9 protein-coding genes are annotated in these 18,905 nt (G+C 73.7%); 8 read left to right on the forward strand and 1 reads right to left on the reverse strand.

The window, feature by feature from the left end; all coding sequences use genetic code 11:
* Window positions 1-252: 252 nt before the first annotated feature.
* The 3 genes from ettA to JOF41_RS01585 all read left to right on the forward strand — a co-directional run bounded on the left by ettA (window position 253) and on the right by JOF41_RS01585 (window position 10,454).
* Window positions 253-1,929 (forward strand): energy-dependent translational throttle protein EttA, encoded by a 1,677-nt coding sequence (gene ettA, locus JOF41_RS01575; RefSeq protein ID WP_189222177.1) that lies wholly within the window; start codon window positions 253-255, stop codon window positions 1,927-1,929.
* Window positions 1,930-1,943: 14 nt separating this feature from the next.
* On the forward strand, window positions 1,944-5,264 hold the full coding sequence (locus tag JOF41_RS01580) for a hypothetical protein (RefSeq protein WP_209615561.1): 3,321 nt from the start codon (window positions 1,944-1,946) through the stop codon (window positions 5,262-5,264).
* A 204-nt stretch (window positions 5,265-5,468) separates the two neighbouring features.
* Window positions 5,469-10,454, forward strand: a complete 4,986-nt coding sequence (locus JOF41_RS01585; RefSeq protein WP_209615563.1) for an NAD-glutamate dehydrogenase — start codon at window positions 5,469-5,471, stop codon at window positions 10,452-10,454.
* A gap of 69 nt (window positions 10,455-10,523) precedes the next feature.
* Here JOF41_RS01585 and JOF41_RS01590 read toward each other — a convergent pair whose 3' ends face one another.
* Complete coding sequence (locus tag JOF41_RS01590; protein WP_209615565.1) at window positions 10,524-11,960, reverse strand: alpha-amylase; 1,437 nt, start codon at window positions 11,958-11,960, stop codon at window positions 10,524-10,526.
* Window positions 11,961-12,076: 116 nt separating this feature from the next.
* Between JOF41_RS01590 and JOF41_RS01595 the strand changes: the two genes are divergently transcribed.
* From JOF41_RS01595 to JOF41_RS01615, 5 genes are all read left to right on the forward strand, one after another.
* Window positions 12,077-13,627, forward strand: a complete 1,551-nt coding sequence (locus JOF41_RS01595) for a glycoside hydrolase family 13 protein (protein ID WP_189222174.1) — start codon at window positions 12,077-12,079, stop codon at window positions 13,625-13,627.
* Window positions 13,628-13,638: 11 nt separating this feature from the next.
* Window positions 13,639-14,631, forward strand: a complete 993-nt coding sequence (locus JOF41_RS01600) for a LacI family DNA-binding transcriptional regulator (RefSeq protein ID WP_189222173.1) — start codon at window positions 13,639-13,641, stop codon at window positions 14,629-14,631.
* A gap of 81 nt (window positions 14,632-14,712) precedes the next feature.
* Complete coding sequence (locus JOF41_RS01605; protein ID WP_189222581.1) at window positions 14,713-15,144, forward strand: acyl-CoA thioesterase; 432 nt, start codon at window positions 14,713-14,715, stop codon at window positions 15,142-15,144.
* Entirely contained in the window at window positions 15,137-15,763 is a 627-nt protein-coding gene (locus JOF41_RS01610; RefSeq protein ID WP_189222172.1) for a DUF8010 domain-containing protein, read from the forward strand. The genes JOF41_RS01605 and JOF41_RS01610 overlap by 8 nt, the downstream gene beginning before the upstream one ends.
* A 126-nt stretch (window positions 15,764-15,889) precedes the next feature.
* Window positions 15,890-18,904, forward strand: a complete 3,015-nt coding sequence (locus JOF41_RS01615) for an AfsR/SARP family transcriptional regulator (RefSeq protein WP_209615569.1) — start codon at window positions 15,890-15,892, stop codon at window positions 18,902-18,904.
* The last annotated feature ends 1 nt before the right edge of the window (window position 18,905 follow it).

Genomic DNA, 18,905 nt, shown 5'->3' on the forward strand with positions numbered 1-18,905 from the left:
CGTCAACGGACACCGGAGGAGGGAGGTCGTGGACCGGGCACCGGGCGGGCCCGTACGCAGGCAGGGGGCTTGACACCCCGAAGAGTTCGCGCATTCGACCGGACCCGCTGGTCACAGCGTCGCGGCAGCACAGCCCCGACACCCTGTTGCAAGTGTGGGTGACACCCGTTCGCGTCAACTCCGGAGAGTTACCCGAGCCGTTGCCGGCGTCCGAGGTTCTGGCCCGATCGGCACCGCTCTACGATCGCGGACATGGCCGAGTTCATCTACACCATGAAGAAGGTGCGCAAGGCGCACGGGGACAAGGTCATCCTCGATGACGTCACGATCATGTTCTACCCCGGTGCGAAGATCGGCGTGGTCGGCCCCAACGGGGCGGGCAAGTCGAGCGTGCTGAAGATCATGGCCGGCCTGGACACACCGGGCAACGGCGAGGCGTACCTCTCGCCCGGCTACACGGTGGGCATCCTCCAGCAGGAACCGCCGCTCAACGAGGAGAAGACCGTCCTGGGCAACGTGCAGGAGGGGCTCGGCGAGATCAAGGTGAAGCTCGACCGCTTCAACGAGATCGCCGAGAAGATGGCCGTCGACTACTCCGACGAGCTGATGGAGGAGATGGGGCAGCTCCAGGAGGAGCTCGACCACGCCGACGCGTGGGACCTGGACTCCCAGCTGGAGCAGGCGATGGACGCCCTGCGCTGCCCGCCCGCCGATGCCGAGGTCAAGCACCTGTCCGGTGGCGAGCGCCGCCGGGTCGCGCTGTGCAAGCTGCTGCTGAGCAAGCCCGACCTGCTGCTGCTCGACGAGCCCACCAACCACCTGGACGCCGAGAGCGTGCTGTGGCTGGAGCAGCACCTGGCCCAGTACCAGGGCGCCGTGCTGGCCGTCACCCACGACCGGTACTTCCTGGACAACCTGTCCCAGTGGATCCTGGAGCTGGAGCGCGGCCGGGCCCACCCCTACGAGGGCAACTACTCCACCTACCTGGAGAAGAAGGCCGAGCGCCTGGCGGTCCAGGGCAAGAAGGACCAGAAGCTGCAGAAGCGGCTCAAGGACGAGCTGGAGTGGGTCCGCTCGGGCGCCAAGGCCCGGCAGGCCAAGTCCAAGGCCCGTCTGAACCGCTACGAGGAGATGGCCACCGAGGCGGAGAAGACCCGCAAGCTCGACTTCGAGGAGATCCAGATCCCGCCGGGCCCGCGCCTGGGCAACGTCGTGGTCGAGGTGGAGAACCTCAAGAAGGGCTTCGGCGACCGGGTGCTGATCGACGGCCTGTCGTTCAGCCTGCCGCGCAACGGCATCGTCGGCGTGATCGGTCCCAACGGCGTGGGCAAGACGACGCTGTTCAAGACCATCGTGGGCCTGGAGGAGCCGGACGCGGGCACGGTGAAGATCGGCGAGACGGTCAAGCTGTCCTACGTCGACCAGAACCGCGCGGGCATCGACCCCAAGAAGAACGTGTGGGAGGTCGTGTCCGACGGGCTGGACTACATCCACGTCGGCAACGTCGAGATGCCCTCGCGCGCGTACGTCAGCGCGTTCGGCTTCAAGGGGCCGGACCAGCAGAAGCCCGCGGGCGTGCTGTCCGGCGGCGAGCGCAACCGGCTCAACCTGGCGCTGACCCTCAAGCAGGGCGGCAACCTGATCCTGCTCGACGAGCCCACCAACGACCTCGACGTGGAGACGCTGGGGTCGCTGGAGAACGCGCTGGAGCAGTTCCCCGGCTGCGCCGTGGTCATCTCGCACGACCGCTGGTTCCTCGACCGCGTGGCCACCCACATCCTGGCGTGGGAGGGCACCGACGAGAACCCGGCCCAGTGGTACTGGTTCGAGGGCAACTTCGAGGGGTACGAGAAGAACAAGGTCGAGCGCCTCGGCGCGGACGCGGCGCGTCCGCACCGGGTGACCTACCGCAAGCTCACGCGCGACTGAGCCGGGCGGGATTCGTGGCGGCGAGGGGCGAGGTGGAAGCGGACGCCGAGGTGAGCACGCTGGTCGTGCCCGCCTGGCGGCTGCGGTGGCGCGCACCGGAGTTGGCCCTGGTGCTGGGCGAGCGCGCGGTCGCGCTCGCCTCGGCCCGCCGCGACGAGGTCGACCGGTTGCGCGCGGAGTCGCTGGTGGTCTTCGCGAGCAACCAGGTGGGTCGCGGCGTGCGGGTCGCCGAGCGGGCGCTGGACGCGCTGAGGGCGGCCGAGTCCGCGGCCGAGCACGAGACCGCGTGGCGGCTGCGGGTGGAGCTGGCCGACAGCGCCAGGTCGGTGGGCGCCCCGCTGACCGGGTTCGCGGCGGTCCGCCCGGTGCTGGAGGCCGACGACGTGCCCGAGAGCCTGCGCGCCACGGCACTGGTGCAGGCCGCCGAGTGCCTGGTGTCGGTGGGCCGGGGCACGGCGCTGACCGAGGCGCTGGCCGAGGCCGACCGGCTCTACCAGGCCGACCCGGTGCTCGACCACGACACCAAGTCGCTGCTGCGTGGCCTGCTCCGCGCGGCGGCGGCCGGGCAGCAGCGCCGCTGGGGCGATCTGGCGGCGGCGATCGCGGCGGGCCGCGAGGGCTTGGAGCTGCTCGACCGGCTGGAGGACCCGGCCGCCGACAGCGGGCTGGTGCGCGGCAGGCTGACCTTGGAGCTGGTGTGCGCCCTGCTGGACGCCAACCAGCCGAAGGAGGCGTCGGAGGTCGGCTCGCCGCTGCTGGACCGCCCGGTCCGCGCGCCATCGGCGGCCACCTCGGGCTGGCTGCGGCTGGCACTGGCCACCAGGGTCCACCTGCCTGCCGGACGTGTCGACCAGGCTCACGACCTGCTGCGCGACGCGGCCGACAGCGCGGAGCGCCACCAGTTGGACACCCTGCTGGCGGAAAGCCTGCTGGCCTTGGCGCACGTGCACGAGGTCTCCGGCGAGCTGACCGAGGCGCTGGCGGACCTGCGCTCCGCGCACGCCGCGGAACGGCGCAGAGCCCGCGCGGTCTACGCCGTGCGGGCGCGTCTGGCGGCGGAGTTCGCGGGCGTGCACCGGCAGCCGACCGGCCTGCACGACCTGCTGGCGGCGCTGGTGCGGGGCGAGAAGGTCGACGCCGCGGCCCAGCCCTCGCTCGCGCCGGAGCTCAAGCAGCAGTTGCGGCAGTGGCGGCCGGTCCAGGTCCAGCGGGGCGAGGGGGCGCGGGTCAAGCGCCCCCGCAGGGCGGGCGAGGACATGACGGTGGAGGGGATCTCCGCCGCCAGAGCGCACGCGGCGGACCGCTGGCGGCTGGCCCAGCCGTTCGGCGAGACCTCACCGGAGGCGGCTCAGCCCCCGGCTGCCCAGGCCCCCGGTGCCCAGTCGCCAGTGGTCCAGTCGCCAGTGGTCCAGTCTTCGGCGGTCCAGTCTCCGGCGGTCCAACCGCCGGCCGCGACCGCACCCGCTTCGCCACCGCAGGGCTTCCCCGCGCCGGAGAACACCGGTGCCGTGCAGGCGGCTCCGGAGGCTCCGGCCGTCGCGCAAGCCGCGCCGACCCCGCCGCGAGCAGCGCAGGCCCAGCCCGCGCCGGGAGTTCCGGCCGCCCCGGCTGTGCCGCCTCCCGCACCGAATCCCGTGCCTGCCGCCGGGACGCACCCTGGCACGCAGCAGGGAATGCGTCCGGCGGACCAGCGCACCGCGCAGGTCCAGCCGCCCGCGCCCGGTCGCCCCACGCCGGAATGGGCCCCGAGCACCCCGGCGCGTCCCGCGCAACCGGGGCCCGAGTGGCCCTCGGCGCAGGCGCGCGACCTGACGCCCGGTGCCCCTGAGCGGACCACTGGCGAGCCGGGGCGCGCGGCTGCGCCGATTCCGGAGAGCGATGCCGAGATCACGCAGGTCGGCATCGGCCTGCCGCCGATCGGCCGCGGTCCCGAGGCGGACCAGAGCGGCCCCAGGACGGACCAGGGTGGCCCCGCGCTCGACGCGCCACGGGGGCCTGCGGGCGCGGACGCCGGGACGATCAGGATCAACCGGGCCGACCTGGTGCCGGACCCGACCGGCCCGGAAGCGGGCCAGCGGCCGGAACGGCCGGCCCAACCGGCCGCACCTCAGCCTGCCGCACCTCAGCCTGCCGACACCGGGTCTACGGCCGCCGAGCCCATCGCCGAGCCCATCGTCGAGTCCGCCGGTGAGGCCACCGGTGAGTCCGCTGATGCCCGGAGCGTCGACCGACCGGTCCCCGCTGCCGGGTTGATCGCCGCCGCGGGTGCCGTGCGCAGCGGGCGCAGGAGGGCGGCTAGGGAAGCCTCCGAGGATCAGGCGGAGGACGGCGGTGGTGTCCTGGAATCGCTGAAGGCGGCGGGGCTGCTCAAGCCGCAGGGCGCGGGCGGGCGCAGGCGCGCCCCGGACGCGGATGACTCGGGCGAGCCCGAGACGCCGCCCTCGCCGCCCGCCGACGTGCCGTGGCGGGTGCGGCCCCCGGCGCGGCTGCGGGCCGACGAAGCCGAACCGCCCGCGCGGACCACCCCGGAGGCGGCCCCCGACGTGCCCCAGGACGCGCCACGGGACGTGACCCCGGACGTGCTCCCGGACTTGGGTCCGGACTTGGGTCCGGACCTGGACCCGGACGCGCCGGGGGATGTGGACATGTTCGACTCGCCCACGATGGTCCAGCCGATCGTCGGCGCGGACGGGCTGCCCGTTCAGCCGCCCACGGGGCTGGGCGCCGCGTTCGCCAAGGGACCGCTGATCCCGACCGCGCGCGTGCCCGAGCCGTACCCCGCCGAGGAGCCGCCCGCCGCGCCGGGACCGGCCACCGAGCCGGAACCGGACAACGTCCCCCCGGCGCCCGAGCCCGACCAGGTCCCGCCGGTTGCCGTGCCGGACCCGGTGCCGGACCAGCCGATCCCGATGCCAGACCCGATCCCGCGTCCGCCGACGCACTTCGGGTTCGACCTCGGCGCGGGGTCCTTCCTCAGCCCCGCCGACGTCGAACCGGACGAGGAAGCGCCCGCGCGGCCGACCCCGCCCGCTCCGCAGGCGGAGGAGCCGGAGGAGCCGAAGGAGCCGTTCGTGACCTCGGTGGTGGTCGGGGGCCGGTCGATCGAGCTGCCCCCGGTGGTCGAGCCCGTGCCGGACTCGCCCAGCGCCACCCGCGCTTCGCGGCGGCCCAAGAGCGACCTGAGCCTGGCCGAACTGCTGGCCGAGGCGCTGGTGGCCTACGAGGCCGGGCGGCGTGAGGAGGGCGAGCGGGAGGAAGGCGTCCCCGCCGATCCGGACAACGAGACCACCGCGCCCATCCAACGCCTGGACACGTGGACTCCGCCCGAATCCTGAGAAATGATTTGAGGTTTTAATAAGGTTTCCCGCTGGTAACCGGCAGCCGGCTCGTCGGATAACGCCGCCGGTAGCCGGTTTCCGCTTTTCCGGCAAGTGGCACGATTCAGTGCCAGGGGTATAGCGGGCCGCTTCCGCCGATCTGGTTAAGTGGTCCGCGGACCCGGTACACAGAGGTGCCGGATAGCGTGGAGTCGCCTGAACATGACCTCGACTGGAGCCCCGATCCGATCCGAGTTCGCCGCTGGCCAGCAGGCCGGCGCGAGCCGAGCGGCCAGTCCCGAGCAGATCCGTGACGAATTGGTCGAACGGGCCGCGGCCAATGCTCCCGAACTGGCCGACCTGATCCGCCTGTACTACCGGCACGTGCCCGCCGAGGAAGTCATCGCCGACGACCCGGTGGACCTCGTCGGCGCGGTGCGCTCGAACCACCGGCTCGCCGAGACCCGCGTGCCGGGCCGCCCCCTGGTGCGCATCCTCAACCCCACCCGGGGGGACGACGGCTGGAGCTGCCCGGCCACCGTCGTGCAGGTGGTCACCGACGACATGCCCTACCTGGTCGACTCGGTGGCCTCCGAGCTGGCCCGCGGCGGCGTTCAGGTGCAGCGGGTGATTCACCCGATCGTGGTGGTGCGGCGCGACCTGGTCACCGGCGCGCTGCAGGAGGTGCTGCCCGACGCCGACCCGGCCGACCCGCCCTCGGACGCCATGGCCGAGTCGTGGATGTGCATCGAGGTCGACCTGCTCACCGACCCGGAGCGGGCGCGCGAGCTGGAGACCCGGCTGCACACCGTCCTCAACGACGTGCGCGAGGTGGTCGAGGACACCGACAAGATGGCCGCCACCGCGCGCCAGCTGGCCGACCAGCTGCTGGCCTCCCCGCCGCCACTGCCCGAGGACGAGGTGCACGACGGCGCGAAGCTGCTGCGGTGGCTGGCCGACGACCACTTCACCTTCCTGGGCTACCGGCAGTACGAGCTGGTCAGCGACGACCCGGCCACCGACGGGGAGCCCGCGCTGCGCGCGGTGCTGGCCAGCGGGCTCGGCGTGCTGCGGCAGGACAGCCTGGCCGCGCGCAGCCTCACCGCCGGCCCGGACGTGGGGGCCGCGGCGCTGTCGGACGAGCTGCTGGTGCTGACCCAGGCCAGCGCCCAGTCCAGCGTGCACCGCTCGGTCTACCCGTACTACGTGGGCGTGAAGAGCTTCGACGCCGAGGGCAACCTGGCGGGTGAGCACCGGTTCCTGGGCGTGTTCTCCACCAGCGCCCTGCACGAGGACGTGCTCGACATCCCGGTCGTCGAGCGCCGCGTGCGGGAGGTGATCCACCGCGCGGGCTTCCCGCTGCACTCCTACTCGGGCCAGCGGATGCTGGAGGTGATCCAGAACTACCCGCGCACCGAGCTGTTCTCCGTCGACGGCGAGACGCTCTACCAGACCGTCACCGGGGTCATCGCGCTGGCCGAGCGCCGCAGGCTGCGGCTGTTCCTGCGGCGCGACCCGTACGGCCGCTTCTTCTCCTGCCTGGTCTACCTGCCGCGCGACCGGTACACCACGACCTCCCGGCTGGCCATGCAGGAGGTGCTGATCGACGAGCTGGGCGGGGTGAACCTGGAGTACAGCGCCCGCGTCGGGGAGTCGGCGCTGGCCCGCGTGCACTTCACCGTGCACACCGACCCGAGCAGGCGGAGCGCGGCGGAGACCGGGCCGGACACCGCGCGCATCCAGCAGCGGCTGGCCGAGGCGGTGCGCAGCTGGGACGACCGGATGGTCGACGCCGTGCTGGCGGAGCGGTCCGACGGGCTGGGCGGGCTGGGCGCGGAGTCGGCCACCGAGCAGGGGCAGCGGATCGCGGCGGCCTTCCCGGAGGCCTACAAGGAGGACTTCACCGCGGCCGAGGGCCTGGTGGACTTCCGCCGCGTCGAGGCGCTCGCCGAGGGCGAGCTGGACATGCAGTTCTACGTGCCGCGCGACGCCGAGCCGGGCGAGCGGCGGTTCAAGCTGTGCCTGGCGGGCCACCGGCTGACGCTGTCGGAGGTGCTGCCCATGCTGCAGCGCATGGGTGTGCTCGTGGTCGACGAGCGGCCCTACGAGCTGCTGCGCGAGGACGGCGTCGCGTGCTGGATCTACGACTTCGGCCTGCGCATGGACCAGTTCACGCTGGAGCGGCTGGCCGACGAGGACCTGGAGTCGGTGCGCACCCGCTTCCAGGACGCCTTCGCCGCCGCGTGGCGCGGTGAGGCGGAGGTCGACGGGTTCAACACCCTGGTGCTGCGCGCCGGCCTGACCTGGCAGCAGGCGGCCATGCTGCGCGCCTACGCCAAGTACCTGCGGCAGGCGGGCACGCCCTACAGCCAGGACTACATCGAGGACGCCGTGCTGGGCCACACCGAGGTCGCCACGGCGCTGGTGCGGCTGTTCGAGGCGCGGTTCGACCCCGGCCTGTCCGACGAGCAGCGGGCCACCCGCACCGAGCAGCTGGCGGGCGAGATCACCGCGCTGATCGACGACGTGACCAGCCTGGACGCCGACCGCATCCTGCGCAGCCTGCTCAACCTGGTGCAGGCCACGCTGCGCACCAACTACTTCGTCCGCGACGCGGACGGGCGCGCCCGCCCGTACCTGGCGGTGAAGCTGAACCCGCAGGCCATCCCGGACCTGCCGCAGCCGCGTCCCCGGTTCGAGATCTTCGTGTACTCGCCGCGGGTGGAGGGCGTGCACCTGCGCTTCGGCCCGGTGGCGCGCGGCGGGTTGCGCTGGTCGGACCGGCGCGAGGACTTCCGCACCGAGATCCTGGGCCTGGTCAAGGCGCAGGCGGTGAAGAACGCGGTGATCGTGCCGGTGGGCGCCAAGGGCGGCTTCGTGGTGAAGCGGCCGCCCGCGGCCACCGGGGACCCCGGTCTGGACCGCGAGGCGTTCCTGGCCGAGGGCGTGGCCTGCTACCGGATGTTCATCTCCGGCCTGCTGGACCTGACCGACAACCTCAGCTCGGGCGCGGTCGTCCCCGCGCCGCAGGTGGTGCGGCACGACGGCGACGACACCTACCTGGTGGTGGCCGCGGACAAGGGCACCGCGTCGTTCTCCGACATCGCCAACGAGGTGGCCGCCTCCTACGGCTTCTGGCTGGGCGACGCGTTCGCCTCCGGCGGTTCGGTCGGCTACGACCACAAGGCCATGGGCATCACCGCCAGGGGCGCGTGGGAGAGCGTGAAACGGCACTTCCGCGAGCTGGGCGTGGACACCCAGTCGCAGGACTTCACCGTGGTCGGCGTCGGCGACATGTCCGGTGACGTGTTCGGCAACGGGATGCTGCTGTCCGAGCACATCCGGTTGGTGGCCGCGTTCGACCACCGGCACATCTTCATCGACCCGGACCCCGAGGCCGCCTCGTCCTACGCCGAGCGCAAGCGGCTGTTCGAGCTGCCCCGCTCCTCGTGGGACGACTACGACCGCTCGCTGATCAGCGAGGGCGGCGGGGTGTGGCCGCGCACCGCCAAGTCGATCCCGGTCAGCGAGCGGGCGCGGGTGGCGCTGGGGCTGCCCGAGGGCGTGGTGAAGCTGTCGCCGCAGGAGCTGATGAAGGCGGTCCTGCTGGCCCCGGTGGACCTGCTGTGGAACGGCGGCATCGGCACCTACGTCAAGGCGTCCACCGAGTCGCACGGCGAGGTGGGCGACAAGGCCAACGACGCGATCCGGGTCAACGGCGCCGACCTGCGGGTCAAGGTCGTCGGCGAGGGCGGCAACCTGGGGTTGACCCAGCGCGGCCGGATCGAGTTCGCCCGCGCGGGCGGCAAGGTCAACACCGACGCGCTGGACAACTCCGCGGGCGTGGACTGCTCCGACCACGAGGTCAACATCAAGATCCTGCTCGACGAGCTGGTGCGCGACGGCGAGCTGGACCGCGATCGGCGCGACGAGCTGCTGGGCCAGATGACCGACGAGGTCGGCGAGCTGGTGCTGGCCGACAACTACTCGCAGAACACCGTGCTGGGCGTCAGCCGGGCGCACGCCGAGGGGATGCTGTCGGTGCACGCCCGCCTGGTCGCCGACCTGGAGGAGCGCGGGGCGCTGGACCGCGCGCTGGAGGCGCTGCCCAGCGCGGCGGAGTTCAAGGCGCTGGAGAAGCAGGGCCGGGGCCTGACCTCGCCCGAGCTGGCCACCCTGCTGGCGCACGTGAAGCTGGCGCTGAAGGAGGAGGTGCTGGCCAGCGACCTGCCCGCGCTGGACACGGTCGCGCGCAAGCTGCCCGACTACTTCCCCAGCGAGCTGCGCGAGCGGTTCGGCGACGCGGTCGCCCGCCACCCGCTCAGCCGGGAGATCATCACCACGGTGCTGGTCAACGAGGTGGTGGACGGCGGTGGCATCACCTACGCGTTCCGGTTGGCCGAGGAGCTCAGCGCCTCGGCGACCGACGCGGTGCGCGCCTACGCCGCGGTGACCGAGATCTACGACCTGCCCTCGCTGTGGCGGGAGATCCGGGCGCTGGACACGGTGATCCCGACCGAGGTGCAGGACGAGATGGTGCTGGAGACCCGGCGCCTGCTGGACCGGGCCTCGCGCTGGCTGCTGACCAACCGCCCGCAGCCGCTGGCGGTGGGCTCGGCCATCTCCCGGTTCGCGGGCGTGGTGGCGCGGCTGGCGCCCAAGACCCTGGACCTGCTGCAGGGCCGGGAGCGGGAGTCGGTGCTGGCGCACGTGGAGCGGCTGGAGTCGCAGGGGGTGCCCGCGGAGCTGGCGCGCCGGATCTCGGTGATGCTCTACACCTACGCCCTGCTCGACATCACCGAGGTGGCCGAGCTGGCCGAGCGCGAGGCCGACGAGGGTCGCGGCGTGGGGCCGGAGCGGTCGCACGAGGAGACCGCGGAGCTGTACTTCGCGTTGTCGGAGCACTTGGACGTGGACCGGATGCTCAGCTCGGTCAGCGGCCTGGAGCGCGGCAACCGCTGGCACGCGCTGGCCCGGCTCGCGCTGCGCGACGACTTCTACTCGTCGCTGCGGGCGATCACCGTGGACGTGCTGCGCTCCAGCGACCCGGAGGACAGCTCGGCGGAGAAGATCGCGGCGTGGGAGCAGGCCAACGCGTCGCGGCTGGGTCGGGCGCGGTCGGCGCTGGAGCAGATCAACCGGGCGAACCGGCTCGACCTGGCCACGCTGTCGGTGGCGGCGCGGCAGGTGCGCAGCATGGTGCGCTGAAGGGCTCGCTGAAGGGCTCGCTGACGTCAGGAGTGGGGCGGGTTCCGCGCGGAACCCGCCCCACCGGCGTCATGCCCGGCGGTTGCCGCCGCTTTCCCGCGTCACCGTCCCGTCCATGAACGGGGTCGCGCCCACGCGGGCGTTGACGTGCAGCGCCAGGGCGGTGCCCGCGCCCAGGGTGGCGGTGAAGCGGCCGGACGCGTCGACGGTGACCGCCGCGCACCCGTCGCGCTGCACGTCGCAGTAGGTGCCGGCGGGCAGGGAGGTCTGGAAGGTCCGGGTGATCGGGGAGGTCTCCCGGTTGATCGCCACGAACCCGCGCGAGCCCCGGCCGAACGCGATGGCGTCGGCGCCGTTGTCCCACCAGTTGGTCACCGCGGTGCCCGCGACGGTGTTGCGGAAGCCGACCATGCCCGCGATCTGGGTCCACCGGTGCTGGCACTTCCAGCCGCTGGTGTAGCACTCGCCGGGCGGCGGCGGACCCGCGTCGCGGTCGGAGAACTCGTACCCGGAGTGCACGTTGGGCGCGCCGTAGGGCCAGGCCAGCATGAACACGTTGGCCAGCGTGTAGGTCGAGCCGTCCTTGTAGCTGAGCGTGGAGCCGTTGCGCTCGGTGTCCCAGTTGTCCACGAAGGACCGCGCCTGGTTGCTGGGCAGGTAGCCCCACACCTGGCCGAAGTTGCTGAGGTAGGCCAGGTTCTCGTTGGTGAACACGCGCTTGAGGTCGTAGGCGTAGCGGAACTCGTCCACGTCGCCCGAGCCGGTGTACTCGCCGGGCTGCACGGCCTCGCCCGCGCCGTAGATGACCTCGTGCACCCAGAACACGTCGGGCTTGCTCAGCCTGGACTTGATCGCCGCCAGGTCGGCGGCGGCGATGTGCTTGGCCGCGTCGATGCGGAAGCCGTCCACGCCCATGGCGATCAGGTTGTCGAGGTACTCGGCGATCTCGTCGCGCACGTAGTCGCTGCCGGTGTCGAGGTCCGCCAAGCCGACCAGTTCGCAGTTCTGCACGTTGTCGCGGTCGCGGTAGTCGCTGATGTCGGTGCGGCAGGAGTGGAAGTCGGGGTCGCTGTAGTGGCCGGGGTAGTCGTACTTGCGGTAGCCGGAGCCGCCGGTTCCGGTGCCCGAACCCGCGGACATGTGGTTGACGACCGCGTCGGCGATGACCTTCACGCCCGCCGCGTGGCAGGTGCCGACCATGTTCCGGAAGGCGGTCTCGTCACCGAGCCGCCCGGCGATCCGGTAGCTGACCGGCTGGTAGGAGGTCCACCACTGGGAGCCCTGGATGTGCTCGGTGGCGGGGGAGACCTCGACGAACCCGTACCCCTCGGGGCCCAGGGAGGTCGTGCACTCCGCGGCGACCCGGTCGAAGGACCACTGGAACAGGGTGGCGGTGACGTCCTTCGACCCCGGCGGGGCGGCCTGGGCGGTCGGCGGGACGGGGCTGGACAGGCTGAGCAGGAGCGCCGCTGCGACGAGCAGCGCGCGAGGCGCTGAGGGGACCACGTTGTCTCCTGGAGCTGGCAGGGATGTGCTCTAGGTCATACCAGTCGAGGGACTTGCTGAAAACCCTTGCAAGGTCTTTCATCCCACTCGACCCACCCGCTTCGCCGAGGAGACCCATGAGCCAGGACTGGTGGCGCGACGCCGTCATCTACCAGGTCTACGTCCGCAGCTTCGCCGACTCCGACGGCGACGGCGTCGGCGACCTGCCGGGCATCCGCTCCCGCCTGCCGCACCTGGCCGGGCTGGGGGTGGACGCGCTGTGGATCACCCCCTTCTACGCCTCGCCGATGGCCGACGGCGGCTACGACGTGGCCGACTACCGGGCGGTGGACCCGGCGTTCGGCACGCTGGCCGACGCCTCGGCGCTCATCGCCGACGCGCACGCCCTGGGACTGCGGGTGATCGTCGACCTGGTGCCCAACCACACCTCCGACCGGCACCGCTGGTTCCAGCGGGCGCTGGCCGCCCGGCCCGGCTCGCCGGAGCGCGCCCGCTACCACTTCCGCGACGGCCGCGGCGAGTTGCCGCCCAACGACTGGGAGTCGGTCTTCGGCGGCCCGGCCTGGACGCGGGTGCCCGACGGCCAGTGGTACCTGCACCTGTTCGCCCCCGAGCAGCCCGACCTGAACTGGGACAACCCCGAGGTGCGCGAGGAGTTCCTCGACGTCCTGCGGTTCTGGCTGGACCTGGGCGTGGACGGGTTCCGGGTGGACGTCGCGCACGGCATGGTCAAGGCCGACGGCCTGCCCGACGTGGGCAGGCCCGACCACATCGCGCTGCTGGGCACCGAGGCGCTGCCGTTCTTCGACCAGGACGGGGTGCACGAGATCTACCGCGACTGGCGCAAGGTGCTCGACTCCTACGACGGGCCGCGCGTCGGCGTGGCCGAGGCGTGGACGCCCAGCCCCGAGCGCACCGCGCTGTACCTGCGGCCGGACGAGCTGCACCAGGCGTTCAACTTCCACTACCTGACCACCGACTGGGACCCCGCGCGGCTGCGCGGGGTGATCGACGACTCGCTGGCCGCGTCGGCGCTGGTCGGCGCGCCGACCACGTGGGTGCTGTCCAACCACGACGTGCGGCGGCACGTCACCCGGTACGGGAGCGTGGCGCGGGCCCGCGCGGCGGCGCTGCTGATGCTGGCGCTGCCCGGCTCGGCCTACCTCTACCAGGGCGAGGAGCTGGGCCTGCCGGAGGTGCTGGACCTGCCCGACGAGGTGCTCCAGGACCCGGTGTGGGAGCGCTCCGGGCACACCGACCGGGGCCGCGACGGCTGCCGCGTGCCGATTCCGTGGACCACCGACGGGCCGTCGTTCGGCTTCGGCGACGGCGGTTCCTGGCTGCCGCAGCCCGCCGACTGGGGCGCGCTGAGCGTGGCGGCCCAGCAGGGCGACCCCGACTCGGTGCTGGAGCTGTACCGGTCGGCGCTGCGCGTCCGCCGCGAGCACCCGGACCTGGGCGCCGGGTCGGGCGTGCGGTGGCTGGACGCGCCGGAGGGCGTGCTGGCCTTCGAGCGCGGCCGGTTCGCCTGCGCGGTCAACTTCGGCCCGGAGCCGGTGCGGCTGCCGCTGGGCGGCGAGGTGCTGCTGGCCTCCGGCCCGGTCACCACCGAGGGCGGCGACGCGCTGGTGCGGGCGGACACGACGGTGTGGTGGCAGCGCCCGTAGAGTCACCGGGTGTGACAGCTCGGCTCAGTGACATCGCGGCCCAGGCAGGAGTGAGCGAGGCGACCGTCAGCCGGGTGGTCAACGGCAAGCCGGGCGTCTCCGCCGCCACCCGCCAGGCCGTGGTCGCCGCGATGGACGTGCTCGGCTACGAGCGGCCGCCCAAGCTGCGCCAGCGCAGCCAGGGGCTGATCGGGCTGATCATCCCCGAGCTGTCCAACCCGATCTTCCCGGTCTTCGCCCAGGTGATCGAGCAGGTGCTGACCAGGGACGGGTACACGCCCGTGCTGTGCACGCAGACCCCCGGCGGCTCCTCGGAGGACCAGCTCACCGAGATGCTGGTCGACCGGGGGGTCAACGGGATCGTCTTCGTGGCCGGGCTGCACGCCGACACCACCGCCGACATGGACCGGTACGTGAAGCTGGCGGGCCGCGGCGTGCCGTTCGTGATGGTCAACGGCTACACCGACAGGGTGTCGGCCCCGTTCGTCTCGGTCGACGTGCGCGCCGCGGTCCGGCTGGCCGTCACCCACCTGGTGGAGCTGGGGCACGAGCGGATCGGCCTGGCGCTGGGCCCGCGCCGGTACGTGCCGACCCAGCGCATGGTCGAGGGCCTGGCGCTGGTCCGCCCGCAGGCCGCCGACCTGGTGGAGCACTCCCTGTTCAGCGTCGAGGGCGGCCAGGCCGCGGCGGCCAAGCTGCTCGACCGGGGCTGCACGGCGATCGTGTGCGGCAGCGACCTGATGGCCTTCGGCGCGATCCGGGCCGCCCGCCAGCGCGGGCTGCACGTGCCGCGCGACGTGTCCGTGGTCGGGTTCGACGACTCGCCGCTGATCGTGTTCGCCGACCCGCCGCTGACCACGCTGCGGCAGCCGGTGGACGCGATGGGGCAGGCGGCGGTGCACGCGCTGCTGGAGGAGATCGGCGGCACGCCCGCGCCGCACGCGGAGTTCGTGTTCCAGCCCGAGCTGGTGGTGCGCGGGTCCACGGGGGCGCGGCCCCGGTGAACGCCTCCGGATGCCGCCTTAACGTGGCCGTAGCGCGTGGCTAAGGTCTGGGACATCGACGATGCGGGAGGCGCGTTCAACTTGGGTGTGTTCGTCACGGGCGTGCGACCGAGGTGGTCGGACATGGACGCGTTCGGCCACGTCAACCACGCCAGCACGGTGACGCTGCTGGAAGAGGCGCGGATCGGCCTGCTGTTCACCGAAGCCACCCGGCACGGCGTGCCCGCCATGAAGGAGGGCGTCGTGGTGGCCCGCCTGGCGGTGGAGTACCTGGCCCCGCTGCTCTACACCGGCGACGACGTCGTGGTGGAGATGTCGGTGCGGGAGCTGAAGTCGGCCTCGTTCACCCTCGACTACGCCGTGCGCAGCGGGCGCCAGGAGGGCAGCCCGGTGGTGGCGCGGGCGGAAACCCTGATGGTCCCCTACGACCTGGCGGCCGGGCGTCCCCGCCGCCTTCTCGAAGCCGAGCGCGACTTCCTCGCGGGCTGGCGTGCCGGAGGTAATGGTGCCTGAGCTGGTTCTGGCCGACCCCACCGAGCGGGACGACCTGGGCGCGTTCGTCGCCCGCGCGGTCCGACTGGACGCGCAGGTCGTGGTGCGGCTGCGCAACCGCCCCTCCGGGGGCCTGCTCGACGCGTGGGTGGCGACCCCGTTCGACGCGCTGGCGACCCGCACGGTCGCGGGGGAGGTGCGGCCGGGGGACGTGACGGTGTCCGGCTCGGACCTGCTGACCGGGCTGGCGGTGGTGCGCAGCGAGACCGTGGACCCCGGTCCGGCCAAGGACCTGATGTGGCGCTCGGCGCTGCCGCCCTCGGACGGCTGGCTGCCGGTGGACCGGCTGCCCGGCAGCGTGGTCTCCGAGCTGGCCGAGCAGGGCGTGGCCGTGGCGCGGGAGAACACCGGCCCGCACGGCACCCCGCCCGCCTCGCTGCTGGACCAGACCGTGCTCACGGTCAGCGGCTCCGGGCTGGACGTGAAGGTGCCGCTGCGGTGCCTGTTCGCCTTGTCCGGCATGGGTTTCCTGGGCGGCGACGACGTGCGGGTGACGGCCACCGACTCCTGGCTGCGCATCGACGCCCGGTTCGGCGCGGTGGTCCGCCGCCGCCACTCGATGCTGCCGCTGCTGGTGTGACACCGCCGGTCCGAACCCGCTGGTTCGGACCGGGACAACCCCGGTGCGGTCCGGGCGTCCCTTGATCACGCCCCGGCGGCACCCGGATCATGAGGCTGGTGCGAGGGGCTGGGCTCAGGGGGGTTCATGGAGTTCCGCGTTCTCGGACCGGTCGAGGCCCGCGTCTCGGGCAGACCGGTCCAGCTCGGTGGTCCGAAGCCGCGCACGCTGCTGGCGATGCTCCTGCTGCACGCGGGCCGGGTGGTGTCGTTGGCCCAGCTGGTCGACGCGGTGTGGGGGCAGGACCCGCCGGAGCGCACCCGCGCGGCGGTGCACACCTACGTCTCGACGCTGCGCAAGGCGCTCTCCGACGGCGCCGAGCTGCTGACCCGCGACGCGGGCGGCTACCTGCTGGCGGCCGACCTGGACCAGGTGGACGTGCACGTGTTCACCCGCGAGGTCTCCGCGGGCCGGGTGGCGCTGGCCGACGGCGACCTGGAGGAGGCCGCGGCCCGGTTCGCCGCCGGGCTGCGGGTGTGGCGCGGGCCCGCGCTGGGCGGCGCGCGGGGCGAGTGGGCCGAGCAGGAGCGCGGCAGGCTGGAGGAGCTGCGGCTGGCCGCGCTGGAGGACCGGGTGGACACCGACCTGGCCATGGGCCGGGGCGAGGCGGTGGTGCCCGAGCTGGTCGCCGCGGTGGCCGAGCACCCGCTGCGCGAGCGGCTGCGCAGCCAGCTGATGCTGGCGCTGCACCAGGCGGGCAGGCAGGCCGACGCGCTGGCGGTCTACCAGGAGGGCCGCCGGGTGCTGCTCGACGAGCTGGGGCTGGAACCGGGTCCGGCGCTGCGCTCGACCCACGAGCGGGTGCTGCGCGAGGAACCGGCGAAGCCCGCGCGGGCCGAGGCGGCGCCGCCCGCGCCGCGGCCCAGCCAGCTGCCCGCCGACATCGCCGACTTCACCGGCCGCGCCGCCGAGCTGGACCAGCTCTCCCGCGCGCTGGCCCGGCCCACCGGCGCGGTGCGGGTGTGCGCGATCTCCGGCCAGGCGGGCTCGGGCAAGTCCACGCTGGCCGCGCACGTGGCGCACGCGGTGCGCGAGCACTTCCCGGACGGCCAGCTCTACGCGGCGCTGCACGGGGTGCACCCGCACCGCGCCGACCCGGCCGAGGTGCTGGCCGGGTTCCTGCGCGCGCTGGGCGTGCCCGAGCAGGGCATCCCCGCCGACCTGGCCGAGCGCGCCCAGCTCTACCGCACGCTGCTGGCCGACCGGCGGGTGCTGGTGGTGCTCGACGACGCCGCCGACGAGCGGCAGGTCCGCCCGCTGCTGCCGGGCGAGCCGGGGTGCGCGGTGCTGGTCACCAGCCGGGAGCGGCTGGGCGCGCTGAGCGGGGCCGCGCAGCTGGACCTGCGGGTGCTGCCCGACCGCGACGCGCTGGCGCTGCTGGACCGCCTGGTCGGCAGCGACCGGGTGGCCGCCGAGCCGGAGGCGGCGCGCGAGATCGTGCGGCTGTGCGGTCAGCTGCCGCTGGCCGTGCGCATCGCCGGGGCCAGGCTGGCCGCCCGGCCGCACTGGCGGCTGGCCCGGCTGGCCGAGCGGCTGGGCGTGCAGCGGCGGGTGCTGGGGGAGCTGACCCTGGGCGACCTGGAGGTGCGCGGCAGCCTGGCGCTGAGCTACGCGGGCCTGGCCGAGCGGGAGCGCGCCGCGCTGCGCGGGCTGGGCCTGCTGGACGTGTCCGGCTTCGGCGGCTGGCTGGTGGCGCCGCTGCTGGACTGCGACCGGGACGAGGCCGAGGAGGTGGTCGAGCGGCTGGTGGACGCGCGGCTGGTGGACGTCTCCGGTGAGGAGGGCGGGGTCCTGCGCTACCAGGTGCACGACCTGACCCGCGCGTTCGCCCGCGAGCGCGGCGAGGCCGAGGAGACCCCGGACGGGGTGCGCGCGCTGTGCGCCCGCGCCGCCCGCGCCTGGCTGGGCTTGGTCGAGGCGGCGGGGGCGACCCCCGAGCCCGACGCGGAGCCGGTCGAGGTGCCGCACCTGGACCGGGAGGTCGTCGCCGAGCTGCTGGCCGATCCGCGGGCGTGGTTCGACGCCGAGCAGGCCGAGCTGGTCGGCGTGGTGGAGCGGCTGGCCGAGCTGGACGAGGCCGGTCTCGCCACCCGGCTGGCGACCGCGCTGGCGGCGTCCTGGTTCTCCACGCGCAACCTGTTCCACCAGTGGTGGCGCACCCACTCCGCCGCGCTGGCCGCCGCCCGCCGGGTGGGCGACCGCGCGGACCAGGCGCGGCTGCTGGCCGGGCTGGGCTGGCTGCGCTACGAGCAGGACCGCTTCGGCGAGGCCGAGTCGTACTACGAGCAGTCGCTGGCGGCCTGTCAGCAGGACGGCGACGAGCGCGGCGAGGTCACCGCGCTGCTGGAGCTGAGCACCGTGCAGCGGGAGCAGGGGATGCTCGCGGCGGCACGCGCGTCGTTGGACCGCGCGCTCCTGCGGCTGCGCGCCCTGGACGAGCCGAGGCTGGTCGTCAGCGCCGTGCACGGCCTGAGCCGGGTGCTCACCGAGCAGGGCGACCTGGCCGGGGCGCTGCGGGCGGGCGAGCGGGCCCTGGCCGCCCACCGGCGGTCGGGCGACGTGCGCGGCGAGGCGCTCTCGCTGCGCACCATCGGCATCGCGCACCGCGCGGCCGGGCGGCTGGACGAGGCGGCGCGGGCCTGCGAGCGGGCCGTGGAGCTGCTGCGCGGCAGCGGCGAGCGGCTGATGACCGCCTACGCGGCGCAGTCGCTGGCCAAGGTGCGCATCCGGCAGGGCCTGGGCGACGCGGTGCGCAGCGAGCTGCTGGAGTGCCTGGGCACCTGCAACGACATGCAGGACGGCTTCGGCCAGGCGCTGATGCTGCGCACCCTCGGCGAGCTGGAGCTGTCGGTGGGCCGGGCGCGGGAGGCGCTGCGCTACCTGGAGCGGTCGCTGCGCTGGTGGGACGCGCTGCGGCTGCCGGTGTGGCGGGCTCGGACGCTGCGCGACCTGGCGGGCGTCCACGAGGCGCTGGGCGACCCGGCCCGCGCCGACCGGGCGTGGACCGAGGCGGTGGAGATCTTCACCCGGCACAGCTGCCGCGAGGCGGGCGAACCCCGCCCCGCGAGCGTGCCCGTCAGCGAGGTGCCCCGAGCGGGGTGAG

Source organism: Saccharothrix coeruleofusca, from assembly GCF_017876325.1.
GTDB lineage: Bacteria > Actinomycetota > Actinomycetes > Mycobacteriales > Pseudonocardiaceae > Actinosynnema > Actinosynnema coeruleofuscum.